Source organism: Howardella ureilytica (assembly GCF_054657495.1).
In genome coordinates, this window is sequence record NZ_BAAHYP010000001.1 from 243515 (window position 1) to 258854 (window position 15340).

General features: G+C 41.2%; 10 protein-coding genes and 1 pseudogene. 3 read left to right on the forward strand and 8 right to left on the reverse strand.

The window, feature by feature from the left end; all coding sequences use genetic code 11:
- Positions 1 to 51: 51 nt before the first annotated feature.
- The 6 genes from ilvB to aroC form a co-directional block, all read right to left on the reverse strand.
- A complete protein-coding gene (gene ilvB / locus ACYQ1N_RS01160) occupies positions 52 to 1734 on the reverse strand; it encodes a biosynthetic-type acetolactate synthase large subunit (RefSeq protein WP_459831759.1) in 1683 nt (560 codons plus the stop codon).
- Positions 1735 to 1811: 77 nt separating this feature from the next.
- Positions 1812 to 3515 (reverse strand): dihydroxy-acid dehydratase, encoded by a 1704-nt coding sequence (gene ilvD / locus ACYQ1N_RS01165; RefSeq protein WP_459831726.1) that lies wholly within the window; start codon positions 3513 to 3515, stop codon positions 1812 to 1814.
- A 28-nt stretch (positions 3516 to 3543) separates the two neighbouring features.
- Positions 3544 to 4626, reverse strand: coding sequence for a 3-isopropylmalate dehydrogenase (gene leuB, locus ACYQ1N_RS01170; protein ID WP_459831728.1), 1083 nt, complete (start codon positions 4624 to 4626; stop codon positions 3544 to 3546).
- Between the two features lie 330 nt (positions 4627 to 4956).
- Positions 4957 to 5283: a preprotein translocase subunit YajC gene (yajC, locus tag ACYQ1N_RS01175; protein ID WP_459831731.1), complete on the reverse strand. Its 327-nt coding sequence runs from the start codon at positions 5281 to 5283 to the stop codon at positions 4957 to 4959.
- 79 nt (positions 5284 to 5362) lie between these two features.
- Positions 5363 to 6511, reverse strand: coding sequence for a tRNA guanosine(34) transglycosylase Tgt (gene tgt / locus ACYQ1N_RS01180; RefSeq protein ID WP_459831734.1), 1149 nt, complete (start codon positions 6509 to 6511; stop codon positions 5363 to 5365).
- Positions 6498 to 7607: a chorismate synthase gene (aroC, locus tag ACYQ1N_RS01185; RefSeq protein WP_459831737.1), complete on the reverse strand. Its 1110-nt coding sequence runs from the start codon at positions 7605 to 7607 to the stop codon at positions 6498 to 6500. Before aroC ends, tgt begins: the two co-directional genes overlap by 14 nt.
- Positions 7608 to 7837: 230 nt before the next feature.
- Between aroC and ACYQ1N_RS01190 the strand changes: the two genes are divergently transcribed.
- Both ACYQ1N_RS01190 and ACYQ1N_RS01195 read left to right on the forward strand, forming a co-directional pair.
- Positions 7838 to 8446, forward strand: a complete 609-nt coding sequence (locus ACYQ1N_RS01190; RefSeq protein ID WP_459831739.1) for a GDSL-type esterase/lipase family protein — start codon at positions 7838 to 7840, stop codon at positions 8444 to 8446.
- A 150-nt stretch (positions 8447 to 8596) separates the two neighbouring features.
- Positions 8597 to 9013: an RrF2 family transcriptional regulator gene (locus ACYQ1N_RS01195; protein WP_459831741.1), complete on the forward strand. Its 417-nt coding sequence runs from the start codon at positions 8597 to 8599 to the stop codon at positions 9011 to 9013.
- 69 nt (positions 9014 to 9082) lie between these two features.
- Here the strand turns inward: ACYQ1N_RS01195 and dnaK are convergent.
- Both dnaK and nifJ read right to left on the reverse strand, forming a co-directional pair.
- Positions 9083 to 10848 (reverse strand): annotated as a pseudogene (gene dnaK / locus ACYQ1N_RS01200) (molecular chaperone DnaK).
- A gap of 356 nt (positions 10849 to 11204) precedes the next feature.
- Entirely contained in the window at positions 11205 to 14729 is a 3525-nt protein-coding gene (gene nifJ / locus ACYQ1N_RS01205; RefSeq protein ID WP_459831744.1) for a pyruvate:ferredoxin (flavodoxin) oxidoreductase, read from the reverse strand.
- Between the two features lie 266 nt (positions 14730 to 14995).
- On the opposite strand from nifJ, the gene ACYQ1N_RS01210 reads away from it, so the two are divergent.
- On the forward strand, positions 14996 to 15271 hold the full coding sequence (locus ACYQ1N_RS01210; RefSeq protein ID WP_459831746.1) for a hypothetical protein: 276 nt from the start codon (positions 14996 to 14998) through the stop codon (positions 15269 to 15271).
- Positions 15272 to 15340 lie beyond the last annotated feature (69 nt).

The window sequence follows — 15340 nt, forward strand, 5'->3', positions numbered from 1 at the left end:
ATACTTTTATATTACTTCATTTTTGTTTTATATGCATTAATAATTATGGAATTACTTCCTGTTTTTAATATCGTTTTCGTCAAATGCATCCGCAATGTTACCGCCCGGCGAAACCATAGGATAAACCTTATCGTCGTTGTGAATTATACACTCTATCATTGCCGGTTCGTTAAGCTCTATTGCTTCTTTAAGCGCCTTTTCAAATTCCTCTATGGTTGTAACTCTGTATGCTTTCGCTCCGAGTCCTTCGGAAACCTTTACAAAGTCTGTCTTATCCTCAAGTGTTGTATTGGAATATCTCTTGTCATAGAAAAGAGTCTGCCATTGCCTTACCATTCCCAAAACATGGTTATTAATTACGATATCTATTACGGGAATATTATATCTCGATGCCGTGGCAAGCTCGTTCATGTTCATTCGGAAACATCCGTCACCGGCAACATTTACAACTATGTCGTCCGGTTTTCCCACCTTTGCTCCTATTGCTGCACCCAGTCCGTATCCCATGGTTCCGAGTCCGCCTGAAGTAAGGAACTTTCTTGGTTTTGTGAAATTATAGTACTGTGCCGCCCACATCTGATGCTGACCTACATCTGTTGTTACGATTGCATCTCCCTTTGTTATTTCATAGAGTTTTCTGATTATAAGCGGTCCGTTCAATCTTTCGGTAATAAGAGGAAGAGGGAATTTGTTCTTTATCCCGTTTATTTCTTCAATCCATGCTCCGTGATCCTGTTTAGGGAGTATTTTGTTGATTTTCTTCAATACTTCTTTGGCATCTCCGATAATGCTTGCAGCTGTATCAACATTTTTATTAATTTCGGCAGGATCAATGTCAATGTGAATAATTTTTGCATTTTTGGCAAATGTTCCCGCATTGCCCGTAACTCTGTCTGAGAATCGCGCTCCTATAACAACAAGGAGATCGCATCTTGAAACTCCGAGATTGGATGCCTTTGAACCATGCATTCCTATCATTCCCGTATAAAGTGAATTGTTGGAATCAAACGATCCCTTTCCCATAAGAGTTTCACATATCGGAGAATCCACCTTTTCAACAAATTCCTTAAGCTCGTCAGATGCATTTGAAACGGTAATTCCGCCGCCCACAACGATGAAAGGCTTTTTGGCTTCCTTAATGAGTTCTACGGCTGATACAACATCCGCTTCATTAATGTCTCCGCCTCTTTCAATAGGTAAAGGTTCCTTTTTCTCATACTCATAAAGCGCAGCCGTTACATCCTTTGTAACATCCACCAATACAGGTCCCGGTCTTCCGCTTGCGGCGATATTAAAGGCTCTTCTTACGGTATCCGCAAGATTTTTTATATCCTTTACGATGAAGTTGTGCTTTGTTATCGGCATTGTAACACCGGCTATGTCTATTTCCTGGAATGTGTCCTTGCCCAATGCGTTAACGGCAACATTACATGTAATTGCCACTATTGGAACCGAGTCCATATATGCGGTAGCTATTCCCGTAACAAGATTTGTTGCTCCCGGACCCGATGTTGCAAAGCAAACGCCTACTTTACCCGTTGCTCTTGCATATCCGTCTGCGGCGTGTGACGCACCCTGCTCGTGAGATGTCAGATAATGTGTTATCTCATCACTGTGCTTATATAATGCGTCATACAAATTAAGAGCCGTTCCGCCGGGATAACCGAAGACTGTATCCACGCCCTGTTCTTTCAAGCATTCTATAATTATGTCCGCACCAGTCAGTTGCATAATTTTACCTCCTCTTTTATTCATATGCAGATGTTAATAATCTGCTTTTATATGCATCAGTAACGCGTATCGTACTGTTATTATTTATTGTAACTGTTGTAACATGATGTGATTTTAGGAACTTCAAGTACCGCTCCTCTGTTGCCGGATGTAACCATTGCGGCATATCTTGCAAGATATCCCGTTGTAACTTTAGGTTCTCTAGGCTGCCACTTTGCTCTTCTTTCCGCCAACTCTTCATCGCTTACGCAAAGCTTTATGGAATGTCCCGGAATATCGATTTGAATTATATCCCCCTCTTCCACAAGAGCGATAGGTCCTCCCACGGCCGCTTCCGGTGAAACATGTCCGATTGAAGCGCCTCTTGATGCACCTGAAAATCTTCCGTCCGTAATAAGTGCTACGGAACTTCCGAGTCCCATACCCGCTATGGCTGATGTAGGTCTTAACATTTCTCTCATGCCGGGACCTCCCTTAGGACCTTCATAACGAATTACAACAACATCTCCCTCAACAATTTTTCCGCCGCTTATGGCTTCAATCGCATCCTCTTCGCAGTCAAATACTCTTGCGGGTCCCTCGTGAACAAGCATTTCATCCACCACCGCAGACTTCTTAACAACACTGCCGTCCGGAGCAAGATTGCCGCTTAAAACCGCAAGTCCACCGGTCTCTGAATATGGATTGGAGAAAGGTCTGATTACGCTCTCGTCTAAATTAACGGCATTTGCAATATTCTCTCCCACAGTCTTTCCCGTAACCGTCATACACTCTGTATTAATAAGACCGTGATCCGCAAGTTCCTTCATCACCGCATATATTCCGCCCGCTTCATTGAGATCTTCTATATATGTAGGTCCCGCAGGTGCAAGATGGCAAAGATTAGGAACTTTATCGCTGATTTCATTGGCAAATTTAATATCAAAATCAAAACCTATTTCATGAGCGATTGCAGGAATATGAAGCATACTGTTTGTTGAACATCCGAGTGCCATGTCCATGGCAAGAGCGTTGAGTATGGCGTCCTTTGTCATAATGTCTCTCGGTCTGATGTTTTTTTCAAGTAAGTTCATCACGGCCATACCTGCATGCTTCGCAAGTTTAAGTCTTTCGGAGTAAACAGCCGGAATTGTACCGTTTCCGCGAAGACCCATACCGAGAACTTCCGTAAGACAGTTCATTGAATTGGCTGTATACATTCCTGAACATGATCCGCATGTAGGACATGCATTGTTCTCATATTCCTTAACATCGCTTTCTGTCATCTTGCCGGCTTCATATGAACCTACCGCCTCAAACATTGATGAAAGACTTCTCTTTCTTCCCTTTACTCTTCCGGCTAACATAGGACCGCCGCTTACAACTACCGTCGGTATATTAACTCTTGCCGCAGCCATAAGCATACCCGGAACAGTCTTATCACAGTTAGGAATCATTACAAGAGCATCAAACTGATGCGCGATTGCCATTGCTTCAATTGAATCCGCAATCAAATCCCTTGTTACAAGTGAATACTTCATTCCGATATGACCCATGGCAATTCCGTCGCATACGGCTATGGCAGGAAATTCAAGAGGTGTTCCGCCTGCCATTGCAACGCCCATCTTAACGGCTTGAGTTATTTTATCAAGATTCGTATGTCCCGGAACAACCTCGTTATATCCGTTTACGATACCGACAACAGGTCTGTTCATTTCCTCAGCCGTAAGTCCCAATGCGTTAAGAAGTGAGCGCTGAGGCGCTCTGTCTATACCCTGTGTTATGTTTTTGCTGTGATCTTTCATAGCGCACCCCCTTATAATATTTCTTATGTCAAATTCTCTCTGCCACTCTGTCTCCCATTTCCGTTGTTGAGCAAAGTGTCATTCCTTCTTTATATATGTCTCCTGTTCTGAATCCTTCTTTCAAAACACTTTCAACAGCGGCTTCAATGGCCTTTGCTTCTTCCTCAAGGTCAAATGTATATCTGAGCATAAGAGCCGCCGAAAGAATCGTTGCAAGAGGATTGGCTTTATTAAGACCCGCAATATCCGGAGCGGATCCGTGGCTTGGTTCATACAGTCCGAATTTATCGGCTCTGAGAGAAGCGCTTGACAACATTCCGATGGATCCTGCCACCATACTCGCCTCATCCGATAAAATATCTCCGAACATATTCTCCGTAAGCATAACGTCAAATTGAGACGGATCTCTTACAAGCTGCATTGCCGCATTATCAACAAGCATATGTTTCAATTCAACATCCGGATAATCCTTTGCAACTTCTTCAACCACCGCTCTCCATAATCTTGAAGAGTCAAGAACGTTGGCTTTATCCACGCTTGTAACCGTATTTCTTCTTTTTCTTGCAATATCAAATGCTTTAACGGCTATTCTTCTTATTTCTTCCTCATTGTATACAAGAGAATCCGTAGCTGTTCTGAGACCGTTTACGACCTCCGTCTTTCTGTCTCCGAAGTAAAGACCGCCGGTTAACTCTCTCATAATAACCATATCAATACCCTTACTGCTTATGGATTCCTTAAGAGGACATGCACCGGCAAGCTCTCTGTATAAATATGCCGGGCGCACATTTGCAAATAATCCGAGTTCTTTTCTTATCTTAAGAAGCGCCGCTTCAGGTCTTAAATTAGGAGCAATATCATACCATCTTGAATTGCCCACATCTCCGCCTACGGCACCGAGAAGTACCGCGTCGGAGTTTCCGGCAATTTCGAGAGCTTCATCCGTAAGAGGCACTCCGTGAACATCGATGGAACATCCTCCCATTAGGATCTCCTTATATGAAAATGTATGCCCGTACTTTTCAGCCGTTTTATTAAGTACTTTAACAGCCTCCGCAACTATTTCCGGACCGATTCCATCTCCTGCTATCAGTGTTATATTACCGTTCATTTCTGCCTCCCGATTTCAATATTCAGAACGATTTTGTATATTTCGGTGAAAAATATAGTCTGTTCTGTATTTTATATTTGATATATAAGTCTTTTTTTAACATTTACTTAAGTTATGTACATAAAATAAGGAAATTACTTATATATGTTAAAATAATACCTTTAATCATAATATATTTAATTGTCCTTTTCAACATACAAAAATCAGTATACAAAAAGATCACGGCAATCGGTTAAACTGTGCTGACCTTAATATTTCGGTTGTCATTTCGACTTCCGATAATATACACAATTAACCAACAGCCATGATCTGAGTGGTTTGAATATTTAATTATTTGTCGTCCTTGTTAGGCTTATCTCCGACAAATGTTGTCTGCTGAGTTTCGGCAGGCTCAATCTGATCGATTGCGTCCTTTTTCATAGAGATACGACAGTTTCTGTTATTACCGAATTCAACAACTACAGTATCATCGATAATATCAACAATTTTTCCGTAGAAACCGCTGCTTGTAAGCACAAAGTCTCCCGGTTTCATATTAGACATGAGCGCTTCTCTCTCTTTTCTGCGCTTTCTTCCCGGTCTGATAGCCGCAAAATATCCGAATAATACCAATGCGCCGATATATATTACGAATATAATTATCATGTTGCCGTCCATAACTAACCTCCATAACGAGCAAATTTACAATTTATAAAAGTATATACTAAATGCACATATATGTCTATAAAATAGTAAATTACCTGTTTTCTCCGCTTTTCAGCATTTCTATTCGTTCTTTTTTAAATGCGGAATATCTGTGCCCGTCTATTGCATCTCTTATATCTTCCATAAGATGATTATAAAAATACAGATTATGCATTACGCACAGTCTCAGTCCCAGCATTTCTCCGGCCTTCAGCAAATGTCTTATATACGCCTTTGAATAATTTCTGCATGCTTCACACCCGCACCCCTCTTCAATAGGCGACATATCTTTTTCATGCTTTTTATTGAGCATGTTTATTTTACCGAACTTTGTATATACATGACCGTGTCGCCCGTTTCTGGAAGGATATACGCAGTCAAAGAAATCAACACCTCTGTCTACCGCCTCAAGCAGATTCTCAGGAGTGCCTACTCCCATAAGATATGTGGGTTTATTCTTCGGAAGATACGGAACGGTCTCATCCAAAACATTGTACATTTCCTCATGGCTTTCCCCGACGGCAAGTCCTCCCAAGGCGTATCCGGGAAGATCCAGATCAGATATAACTTTTGCATGTTCTATTCGTATATCCGTGTATATTCCGCCCTGATTAATCCCGAATAAGAGCTGATGCTTATTAATGGTATCATCAAGTGAATTTAATCTGTTTATTTCATCTCTGCTTCGCACAAGCCATCTTGTTGTTCTGTCAACCGAACGCTGCATATAGTCCCTTTCAGCTTTTGCCGGTGCACATTCATCAAATGCCATTGCAATCGTGGATGCAAGATTTGACTGAATCTGCATACTTTCTTCCGGTCCTATAAATATTTTTCTTCCGTCTATGTGAGAAGCAAATTTCACACCTTCTTCAGATATGTTTCTCAGCTTGGAAAGTGAATATACCTGAAATCCGCCTGAATCAGTCAGTATGGGTCTGTCCCAATTCATGAACCTGTGCAGTCCTCCGAGCTCTTTTATGAGCTTATCTCCTGTCCTAACATGTAAATGATATGTATTTGCAAGAGCAACCTGAGTATCTATTTCCTTCAAATCAACCGTGGATACGGCTCCTTTGATTGCCGCAACCGTAGCCACATTCATGAAAAGCGGTGTATGAACTTCACCGTGAACAGTGGTAAATTTCGCATGTTTCGCCATATTGTCGGTATTTATTATTTCATAATTATAATCTTTCATAAAACTCCTTTATAAAGCTGATTCTGCTTCTCATACCGTCCATAATTTCATCCACGATTGCAAGTTTTGCCATGGACTCTACAACAACTACCGCTCTTGGAACAATCAACGGATCGTGTCTTCCGTGAATTTCTATTTCCGTTTCATTACCGGAATTGTCCACGGTCTGCTGAGCTCTCGCAACAGACGGCGTAGGTTTAAATGCCGCTCTGAATATTATTTGGCTGCCGTCTGATATTCCGCCGAGTATGCCTCCCGAATGATTGGTTCTCTTTGTTATTCTGCCGTTATCCGAAATAAATTCATCATTATTTTCGGAGCCTCTTGCCTTTGCAACCTTAAATCCGTCACCGATTTCAAAGCCTTTAACGGCTCCTATGGAGAATATCGCCTTTGCCAGATTTGCATCCAGTTTATCGAATACGGGTTCTCCGAACCCCGCCTTTATGCCGTCCACGGTACATTCTATTATTCCGCCGGATGAATCTTTTTCGGACATTAACTTTCTTATATATTCACCGGCCTTTTCACTTGCCGCTCTGTCAGGCATACAGAGTGCCGAATTGCCCGCAAATTCCAAATCAAAATTATCATAATCTATTTCTATATTACCTATTTGCTTTGTATACGCCGTTACGCTTATCCCAAGCCGGTCGAGTATGAGACCCGCCACGGCTCCCGCCGCAACCCTGCCTATGGTTTCTCTTCCCGAAGATCTTCCTCCGCCTCTGTAATCCCTGATTCCTACGCCGTACTTTGAATCAAACGAAAAATCCGCATGCCCCGGTCTGTATACGTCTTTTATGTTACTGTAATCTTTTGAATGCTGATCCTCGTTATTAATCATCATAAGTATGGGAGAACCTGTGGTAACGCCCTCGAACACTCCCGAAAGAATCTGTACCCTGTCATTTTCATTGCGCTTGGTTACAAATTCACTTGTACCCGGCTTTCTTCTGTCAAGCTGTTTCTGAATAGTGTCTTCATCCAATTTCAGCCCTGCTGGACACCCGTCAACGCATACGCCTACAGCTTTTCCGTGTGATTCGCCCCACGTTGAAGCCGTAAAATTTTTACCGAATATTGATCCCGACATTTTATCTCCTTTAATTCCTCTGGATATAGGTAATAATTATAACTGATTTTATTTAATCACTATATTTACTATAAGTTTAGTATGTGTTATCATCTCACATAATATACTAAATGATTATAAAGTTATGTTATAAAAATATCTACTCAAATATATTTTTGGATATTAATTAATACAGCGGATAAACACTTAAACTGTATTATTTATTTGTATAAATTACGGAAAGGAAAAACATGAAAACAGTTCTTTGCTTCGGAGACTCCAACACATTCGGATATATCCCCGGCGGACTCGGCAGATTTTCCGAGTCGGAAAGATATACCGGTATTCTGTCAACTCTGTTGGGGTCTGAATACAATGTCGTTGAAGACGGAGTTGTCGGAAGAACGACAATGTTTGAAGATCCTCTCAGAACCGGAAAATGCGGTATAAAAGACATAAAGAAAAGCGTGCTGGCCGCAAATCCCGACATATTTGTAGTTGCCCTCGGGACAAATGATGTAAAAAAAGTATTCAATAACAGTGAATCATCCATCTGCTCCGGGGTGGAAAGCATAATAAAAACCGTTCTCTCCGTTAAGCCGGATACCGAGATAATTGTTATGGCTCCCGCACCTATATCATCGAATGCACTGACAAAAAGCGACGACTACAATTTACATTCTTTGGAAGTATCGAAAAAACTGCACAAGAAGTTGGAAAAGTACTCAAAAGAACACAATTACAAGTATTTAAATATAGGTTCATTTGCAAGCGTATCTCCCGAAGACGGCGAACACCTGGCGGCAGAATCACACAAAATAACGGCGGAAAAGCTGTATGATGTTATAAAAAACATATAATCAATAATATTGAATCATTGCAATATCCGTTTTATACGGTTATTGCATAAAATAAAATTATAGTATAATATTCATATAGTATATGTATGAATTGATTTTATATCGTATTAAGGTTACCTTCATCTGTTTTATAAGTATAAGGAGGATTAAATGAAAATATCCACGAAGGGACGATATTCTCTTGAATTTTTATTGGATTTGGCAAGACACGACAATAACGGCCCCATATCATTAAGCGATATTGCGGAGAGAAAGAATATTTCCAAAAAATATCTCGAGCAAATAATTCCAGTTCTCAATAAATCCGGCTTCTTAACCACCGTAAGAGGAGCTCACGGCGGTTATAAACTGGCAAAGGATCCAAAAGATATTACCATATCCGATATATGGTTCGTAACGGAAAATATCTTTTCCAAAGACGCAAACGGCGAAAGTGAAGACAATCCCACATTTAAGTTTATTCTTGACGGTTTGGACGATAAGATAAGACAATATCTGAATACCATTACGCTTCAGGATGTCCTGGAAAAAGAAAATAATTATTATACCGATAATTATATAATATGATTCCGCAAAAAAAGTCATTGTTCAGACATTGACGCATTGAAACTGTCGTCATATCCGTACAATGACTTTTTATTCTGTTATATATGCTTCCAGCCTGTCATTTGCACGCTTCAATTCTTCCGTTTCGGCTGATATATTTCCCGAATCCATGTTTTTGCCGAATTTAAATTTTGAATTCAACGAGCTGACGGCTTTTATTTCCTGTTTGATAAGCCTTTTTGTGTCTTTGCTTATTTCTTTTCTGTGTTCCGCCACCATTGTCTTTGCTTTATTAATCAGTGAAGATGCCCGGTTTTTCTCCTTATACAGATTAACTTTATCATCATCGCCGTTTTCATACATCTTGGCGTTCCAAATCGCCTTCTGTATCTCATCTTCCGAAAGATTTGACGACGATGTAATTGTTATGGACTGTTCTTTTCCGGTTCCGAGATCTCTTGCCGATACATTTACAATTCCGTTTACGTCAATATCGAATGTAACCTCTATCTGCGGTACACCGGCCAGCGCCCGCTTTATATTCCCGATAATCTGAAATTCCCCAAAAGTCTGTTATCCTTCGTAAATCTTCTTTCTCCCTGAAACACCTTTATGTCAACTGAAGTCTGAAAATTAGACGCTGTTGTAAAAATTTGGGAGTGTCTTATGGGAATGGTTGTATTTCTCGGTATCAGTACATTAGAAATCTTACCTACGGTTTCTATTGAAAGAGATAAAGGGGTGACATCCATAAGAACAAGTCCGTCGGCGTTAGAGCCGGTTGCAATTTGACCTGTCAGCTTACTTGCCTGAATGGCAGCTCCGTATGCAACGCATTCATCGGGATTAACATTCCTTGAAGGCTCTATTCCCAATATATCCCTCAATTTCTCCTGTACAGCCGGTATTCGTGTTGACCCGCCTACCAAAAGGACTTTTGAAATCTCATCTTTTTTAACGCCCGAATCCGATAATGCATTGTTAACCGGAATCTCTATCCTGTCTATCAGGTCGCTGATTATTCTGTTAAATTCTTCCCTTGTCAAAGTCATTTCGAAGTTAATCACTTCATCTTTTGCTTTTGCCAGGTAGGGCAATGTAATTTTTGTGCATTGAGAACTTGACAGCTCTTTCTTTGCGCGCTCAGCTTCTTCGTGTATTCTGCACATTACCGCAGGATCTTTTGAAACATTTATACCGTATAAACTCTTTATCTCTTTGCAGATTCTCTGAACAATTCTCTCATCAAAATCATCGCCTCCGAGGAAATTGTCACCGGATGTGGATAAGACGTCTATTACACCGTCCGCGATTTCAATTAGAGATATGTCAAATGTTCCTCCTCCGAGATCGAAAACAAGTATTTTTTGCTCTTTTGCATTATCCAGACCATATGCAAGGGCCGCCGACGTAGGCTCATTGATTATTCTCAGCACATTCAGCCCGGCTATTCTTCCCGCATCTTTCGTAGCCTGTCTCTGAGCGTCGTCAAAATATGCAGGAACGGTAATAACGGCGTCCGTTACTTCCTCGCCCAGATATTCTTCCGCATCCACCTTCAGTTTTTTTAAAATCAGAGCGGAAACTTCCTGCGGAGAATATTCATGACCGTCTATTTTCAGTCTGAAATTACTTCCCATCTGCCTTTTTATTGAAAAACATGTTCTTTTCGGATTGACGGCGGCCTGTCTTTTCGCAGGATTACCTATCTGATATGTTCCGTCCGGCATAAATGAAACAACCGACGGGGTTGTTCTGTAACCTTCTTTATTGGCGATAACTTTAGGCGTATCTCCATCCAATATTGCCACACAACTGTTTGTTGTGCCTAAATCAATCCCAATAGCTCTTCCCATATACACACCAAGTTTCCGATTGAATATATCGTCTGAACAACGATACATCCAATACCATAATTTATGCTATTTGTATATAAATATGCATAATCCCTTAATTCATATTTTCACATTATATCATAATTAACTTTTATATGCGACTTTACCGGTTCTGTTTATCAATTTCTTAATACACGTTACCTAAACGGCAGCAGAAAACATAAAACAGACCTCCGCTCTCCTTTATTCGGAGAACAGAGGTCTGCTGTTTTTATCGTTACATTTCGGGTTTATGATAAATCATAATTTGAAACATAATTATTGTACAGATAAGTATCTGTTATCAAAATACCTTGAAATGCAAAGACAATCCATAATTAAAGCTCGCTTAATTTCTTAAGGTATTCATACTTGGCTTTAGCATCTTCAGCTGCGTTAGTAAATAACTTGGCAGCTCTTTCAGGATCCTTCTTCTCAAGGTTGATATATCTTGTCTCTCCCATAAGGAATTCCTTGTAATCCTTGCTAGGAGCCTTGCTGTCAACAACAAGCGGATTCTCACCGTTCTTAGCTCTTCTTGGATCGTATCTGAAGAGGTTCCAGTAACCTGACTGTACCGCTGCCTTTTCTTCTTCCATGATCCATCCCATACCCTTACGGATACCGTGAGCGATACATGGAGCATAACCGATTATAATAGACGGACCGTTGTAGCTTTCAGCTTCTCTGATGGCCTTTAAGCACTGATTCATATCGGCACCCATGGCAACCTGAGCTACATAAATATATCCGTAAGACATACAGATTGATGCCAGATCTTTCTTCTTAACATCCTTACCCGCTGCAGTAAACTGAGCGATAGAACCTTCAGGAGAAGCCTTTGATGACTGACCGCCTGTATTTGAATAAACTTCCGTATCAAATACAAACATATTTACATCCTGGTTAGCGGCAAGGACATGATCCACACCGCCGTATCCGATATCGTATGCCCATCCGTCACCACCGAAGATCCAGTGTGACTTCTTGGACATGAAGTTCTTATCCTTGAGAACTTCCTTAGCGAGAGGATCGTCGCACTTCTCAAGAAGCGGAATAAGTTCCTCTGTTGCCTTTGCACTTAAGTTAGTGTCATTTAATGTACCAAGGTATTCCGTGATTGCTTTCTTAAGCTCTTCATCGGATGTTGTATCGTTGAGTTCCTCAAGCTTTCTTACTATACCGCTCTTAATAGCATCCTGAGCAAGCTTCATTCCGTATCCGAACTCCGCATTGTCCTCAAACAGAGAGTTAGCCCAAGCCGGACCTCTTCCGTTTACGTCTGTGTTATAAGGCGTTGAAGGTGTTGAACTTGCCCAGATTGATGTACATCCGGTGGCATTTGCGATAATCATCTTATCACCGTAGAGCTGAGTGATAAGCTTGGCATAAGGTGTTTCACCACAACCTGCGCACGCACCCGAGAATTCAAGATATGGATGTGCAAACTGTGAACCCTTAACCGTTGTCTTGGCAAACTTCTCGTATACCTCTTCCTTTTCAGGTAAAGTAACGGCATAGTCGAAGAATGCCTGCTTGTCCTGGTTCTCCTCGTATGACTTCATTGTAAGAACATCTGACTTTTTGTTTCCCGGACACTGTGTTGAACACAAATCACATCCCGTACAGTCGTCTACCGATACAACTATTGAGTAGTAATATCCAGGCATACCCGTCATTGGTGAATACTGCATTCCCTCAGGTGCGTTCTTAGCTTCTTCCTCTGTCATTACAACAGGACGGATAACGGCATGAGGACATACAAATGCACACTGGTTACACTGGATACATTTCTCAGGCTTCCATACAGGAACGTCTACCGCGATACCACGCTTCTCATAAGCGGCCGTACCCTGTGGCATTTCACCGTCGGCATATTGCTTAAAGTCTGAAACGGTAAGTGTATCTCCCTTACATGCATTTACCTTCTTCTGGATGTTGTTAACATAATCAAGAACCTTTTGATCGCCGACTGTTGCGGTCTTTGAGAAATCTTCATCAGGACAGTTCTTCCAATCTTCAGGAATCTCAACCTTAACGATTGCTTCAGCACCTGCATCAATAGCCTTATAGTTCATCTGAACTACGTCATCACCCTTCTTGGCATATGAGGCAAGAGCCTTTTCCTTCATGTACTTAATTGCTTCGTCACTAGGAATAATATTGGCAAGTTTGAAGAATGCCGACTGAAGAACCGTATTGATTCTCTTACCGAGACCGATTTCCCTTCCGATTTTGATACCGTCGATCATGTAGAAGTTGATATTGTGTTCAGCCATATATCTCTTAACCTGACCCGGAAGGTGGTCGGCGATATTCTCAGGTGTCCACTCAGAGTTAAGAAGGAATGTACCTCCGTCCTTAAGATCCTGAACCATGTCATACTTTCTTACATAAGAAGGTGAGTGACATGCAACGAAGTCTGCCTTTTCCACAAGGTATGTTGACTTAATCGGAGTATTACCGAATCTAAGGTGAGAAATTGTAACACCGCCGGACTTCTTGGAATCATAATCAAAATACGCCTGAGCGTACATAGGTGTATGATCACCGATAATCTTTATGGAGTTCTTGTTGGCACCTACGGTACCGTCGGCGCCGAGGCCCCAGAACTTACATGATGTCGTTCCTGCGGGAGCGGTATCTACATGCTCGCCTCTTTCAAGAGACTTCATTGTAAGGTCATCAACGATACCTACGGTATAATCGTATTTATCTTCGTTATTGAAAATTGCAATGATATCCATAGGTGTTGTGTTCTTACCTGCAAGGCCGTATCTTCCGTTAAGAATCTTAACTCCCGCCAATTCGCTCTTGCTTAATGCCGCTACAACATCAAGATAAAGAGGTTCGCCTACAGAACCGGCCTCCTTTGTTCTGTCAATAACATTGATTGTCTTAACAGTCTTAGGTATAACTGAAATTAAATGCTTTGCTGAGAAAGGTCTGTATAAACGAACCTTAACGGCTCCGACCTTCTCGCCCTTTGAAACAAGATATTCAACTGTCTCATCTATTGTTTCACATACAGAACCCATGGCGATGATAATTCTCTCCGCATCAGGGGCACCGATGTAGTTGAAAGGCTTATAATCCGTACCAATCTTGGCATTAACCTTGTTCATGTACTTTTCAACAACATCCGGAACAGCATCGTAATATGGATTACATGCCTCTCTTGCCTGGAAGTATGTGTCAGGATTCTGAGCAGAGCCGTGAAGAGTAGGACTCTCAGGAAGAAGAGCTCTCTTTCTGAACGCCTCAACCGCATCCATGTTAACCATTTCCTTAAGGTCGTCATAATCCCATACTTCAATTTTCTGAAGTTCGTGAGATGTTCTGAAACCGTCGAAGAAATGAAGGAAAGGAACTCTTCCGTCAATTGCGGAAAGGTGAGCAACCGCTCCCAAGTCCATGGCTTCCTGTACACTGCTGCTGCAGAGCATTGCGAAACCTGTCTGACGACATGCATAAACATCCTGGTGATCTCCGAAAATCGAAAGGGCGTGCGTAGCAAGCGCTCTTGCCGAAACGTCAATAACGCCCGGAAGGAGCTCGCCGGCAACTTTGAACATATTAGGAATCATAAGGAGAAGTCCCTGTGAAGCCGTATATGTTGTTGTAAGAGCACCGCCGAGAAGTGAGCCGTGGAATGCGCCTGCCGCGCCTCCCTCGTGCTCAAGTTCCACTAATTTAACGGGATTGCCGAAAATATTCTTTCTTCCCTGAGTTGCCCAAACATCCGTAAGGTCAGCCATAGGGGAAGAAGGAGTAATAGGATAGATAGTGGCAACTTCGGTAAACGCATAAGATACGTGAGCCGCTGCCGTATTACCATCCATAGTTTTCATTTGTCTTGCCATAAAACCCCAACCTCTCTATAATTAATCATAAAATTTAGAATTATGTTTCTTATTTTATACAATTTTATAATTAAAGTAAAGGACACAAATGACTAAACTTTGATAACAGTAAAAATAAAAAGGTTTATTATCACAATTTATTTATTAAAATATATACACATTCGTATTATTGTATATGCCTTAAATGTTTTGATAATACACAATATACAGCCGCGTAATTATTCCGTTTCTGTTTTATCTGACGGATATAAATTGGGGAGAATAATATGAGAATATGGTTTAAAGCATTCGACGATAACAATCACATGGTAAATGACATTGTGATAGAAGATAATTCCGACAGCGGAGAAAAAAGCAGAACCACAAAGATTTTCGAAGCCGTAACGGCCGCATGTCACAAATTCGATCTGTCTGAGCCCATATGGTTTGACAGCAATATAAGAGAATTCAAAACTCATTCGAAAACCAGATTTTACGGAGATAATTTTATGGACGAAACAGATTTTCTGTTCCTTGAAATACATGTTATCGAAGAAGATTAAACATGTGAACTACTCCGACTTATAGAAGTCGGAGCTTCTTGCTTCAACCACTACTGCTTGGCTAATACA

Excerpts from the sequence above, each read along its gene's own strand:
- aroC (WP_459831737.1), bottom strand. The coding sequence starts at position 7,607 with ATGTCGGGATCAATATTCGGTAAAAATTTTACGGCTTCAACGTGGGGC.
- tgt (WP_459831734.1), bottom strand. The coding sequence starts at position 6,511 with ATGAAAGATTATAATTATGAAATAATAAATACCGACAATATGGCGAAA.
- ACYQ1N_RS01190 (WP_459831739.1), top strand. The coding sequence starts at position 7,838 with ATGAAAACAGTTCTTTGCTTCGGAGACTCCAACACATTCGGATATATC.
- ACYQ1N_RS01210 (WP_459831746.1), top strand. The coding sequence starts at position 14,996 with ATGAGAATATGGTTTAAAGCATTCGACGATAACAATCACATGGTAAAT.
- nifJ (WP_459831744.1), bottom strand. The coding sequence starts at position 14,729 with ATGGCAAGACAAATGAAAACTATGGATGGTAATACGGCAGCGGCTCAC.
- leuB (WP_459831728.1), bottom strand. The coding sequence starts at position 4,626 with ATGAACGGTAATATAACACTGATAGCAGGAGATGGAATCGGTCCGGAA.
- ACYQ1N_RS01195 (WP_459831741.1), top strand. The coding sequence starts at position 8,597 with ATGAAAATATCCACGAAGGGACGATATTCTCTTGAATTTTTATTGGAT.
- yajC (WP_459831731.1), bottom strand. The coding sequence starts at position 5,283 with ATGGACGGCAACATGATAATTATATTCGTAATATATATCGGCGCATTG.
- ilvD (WP_459831726.1), bottom strand. The coding sequence starts at position 3,515 with ATGAAAGATCACAGCAAAAACATAACACAGGGTATAGACAGAGCGCCT.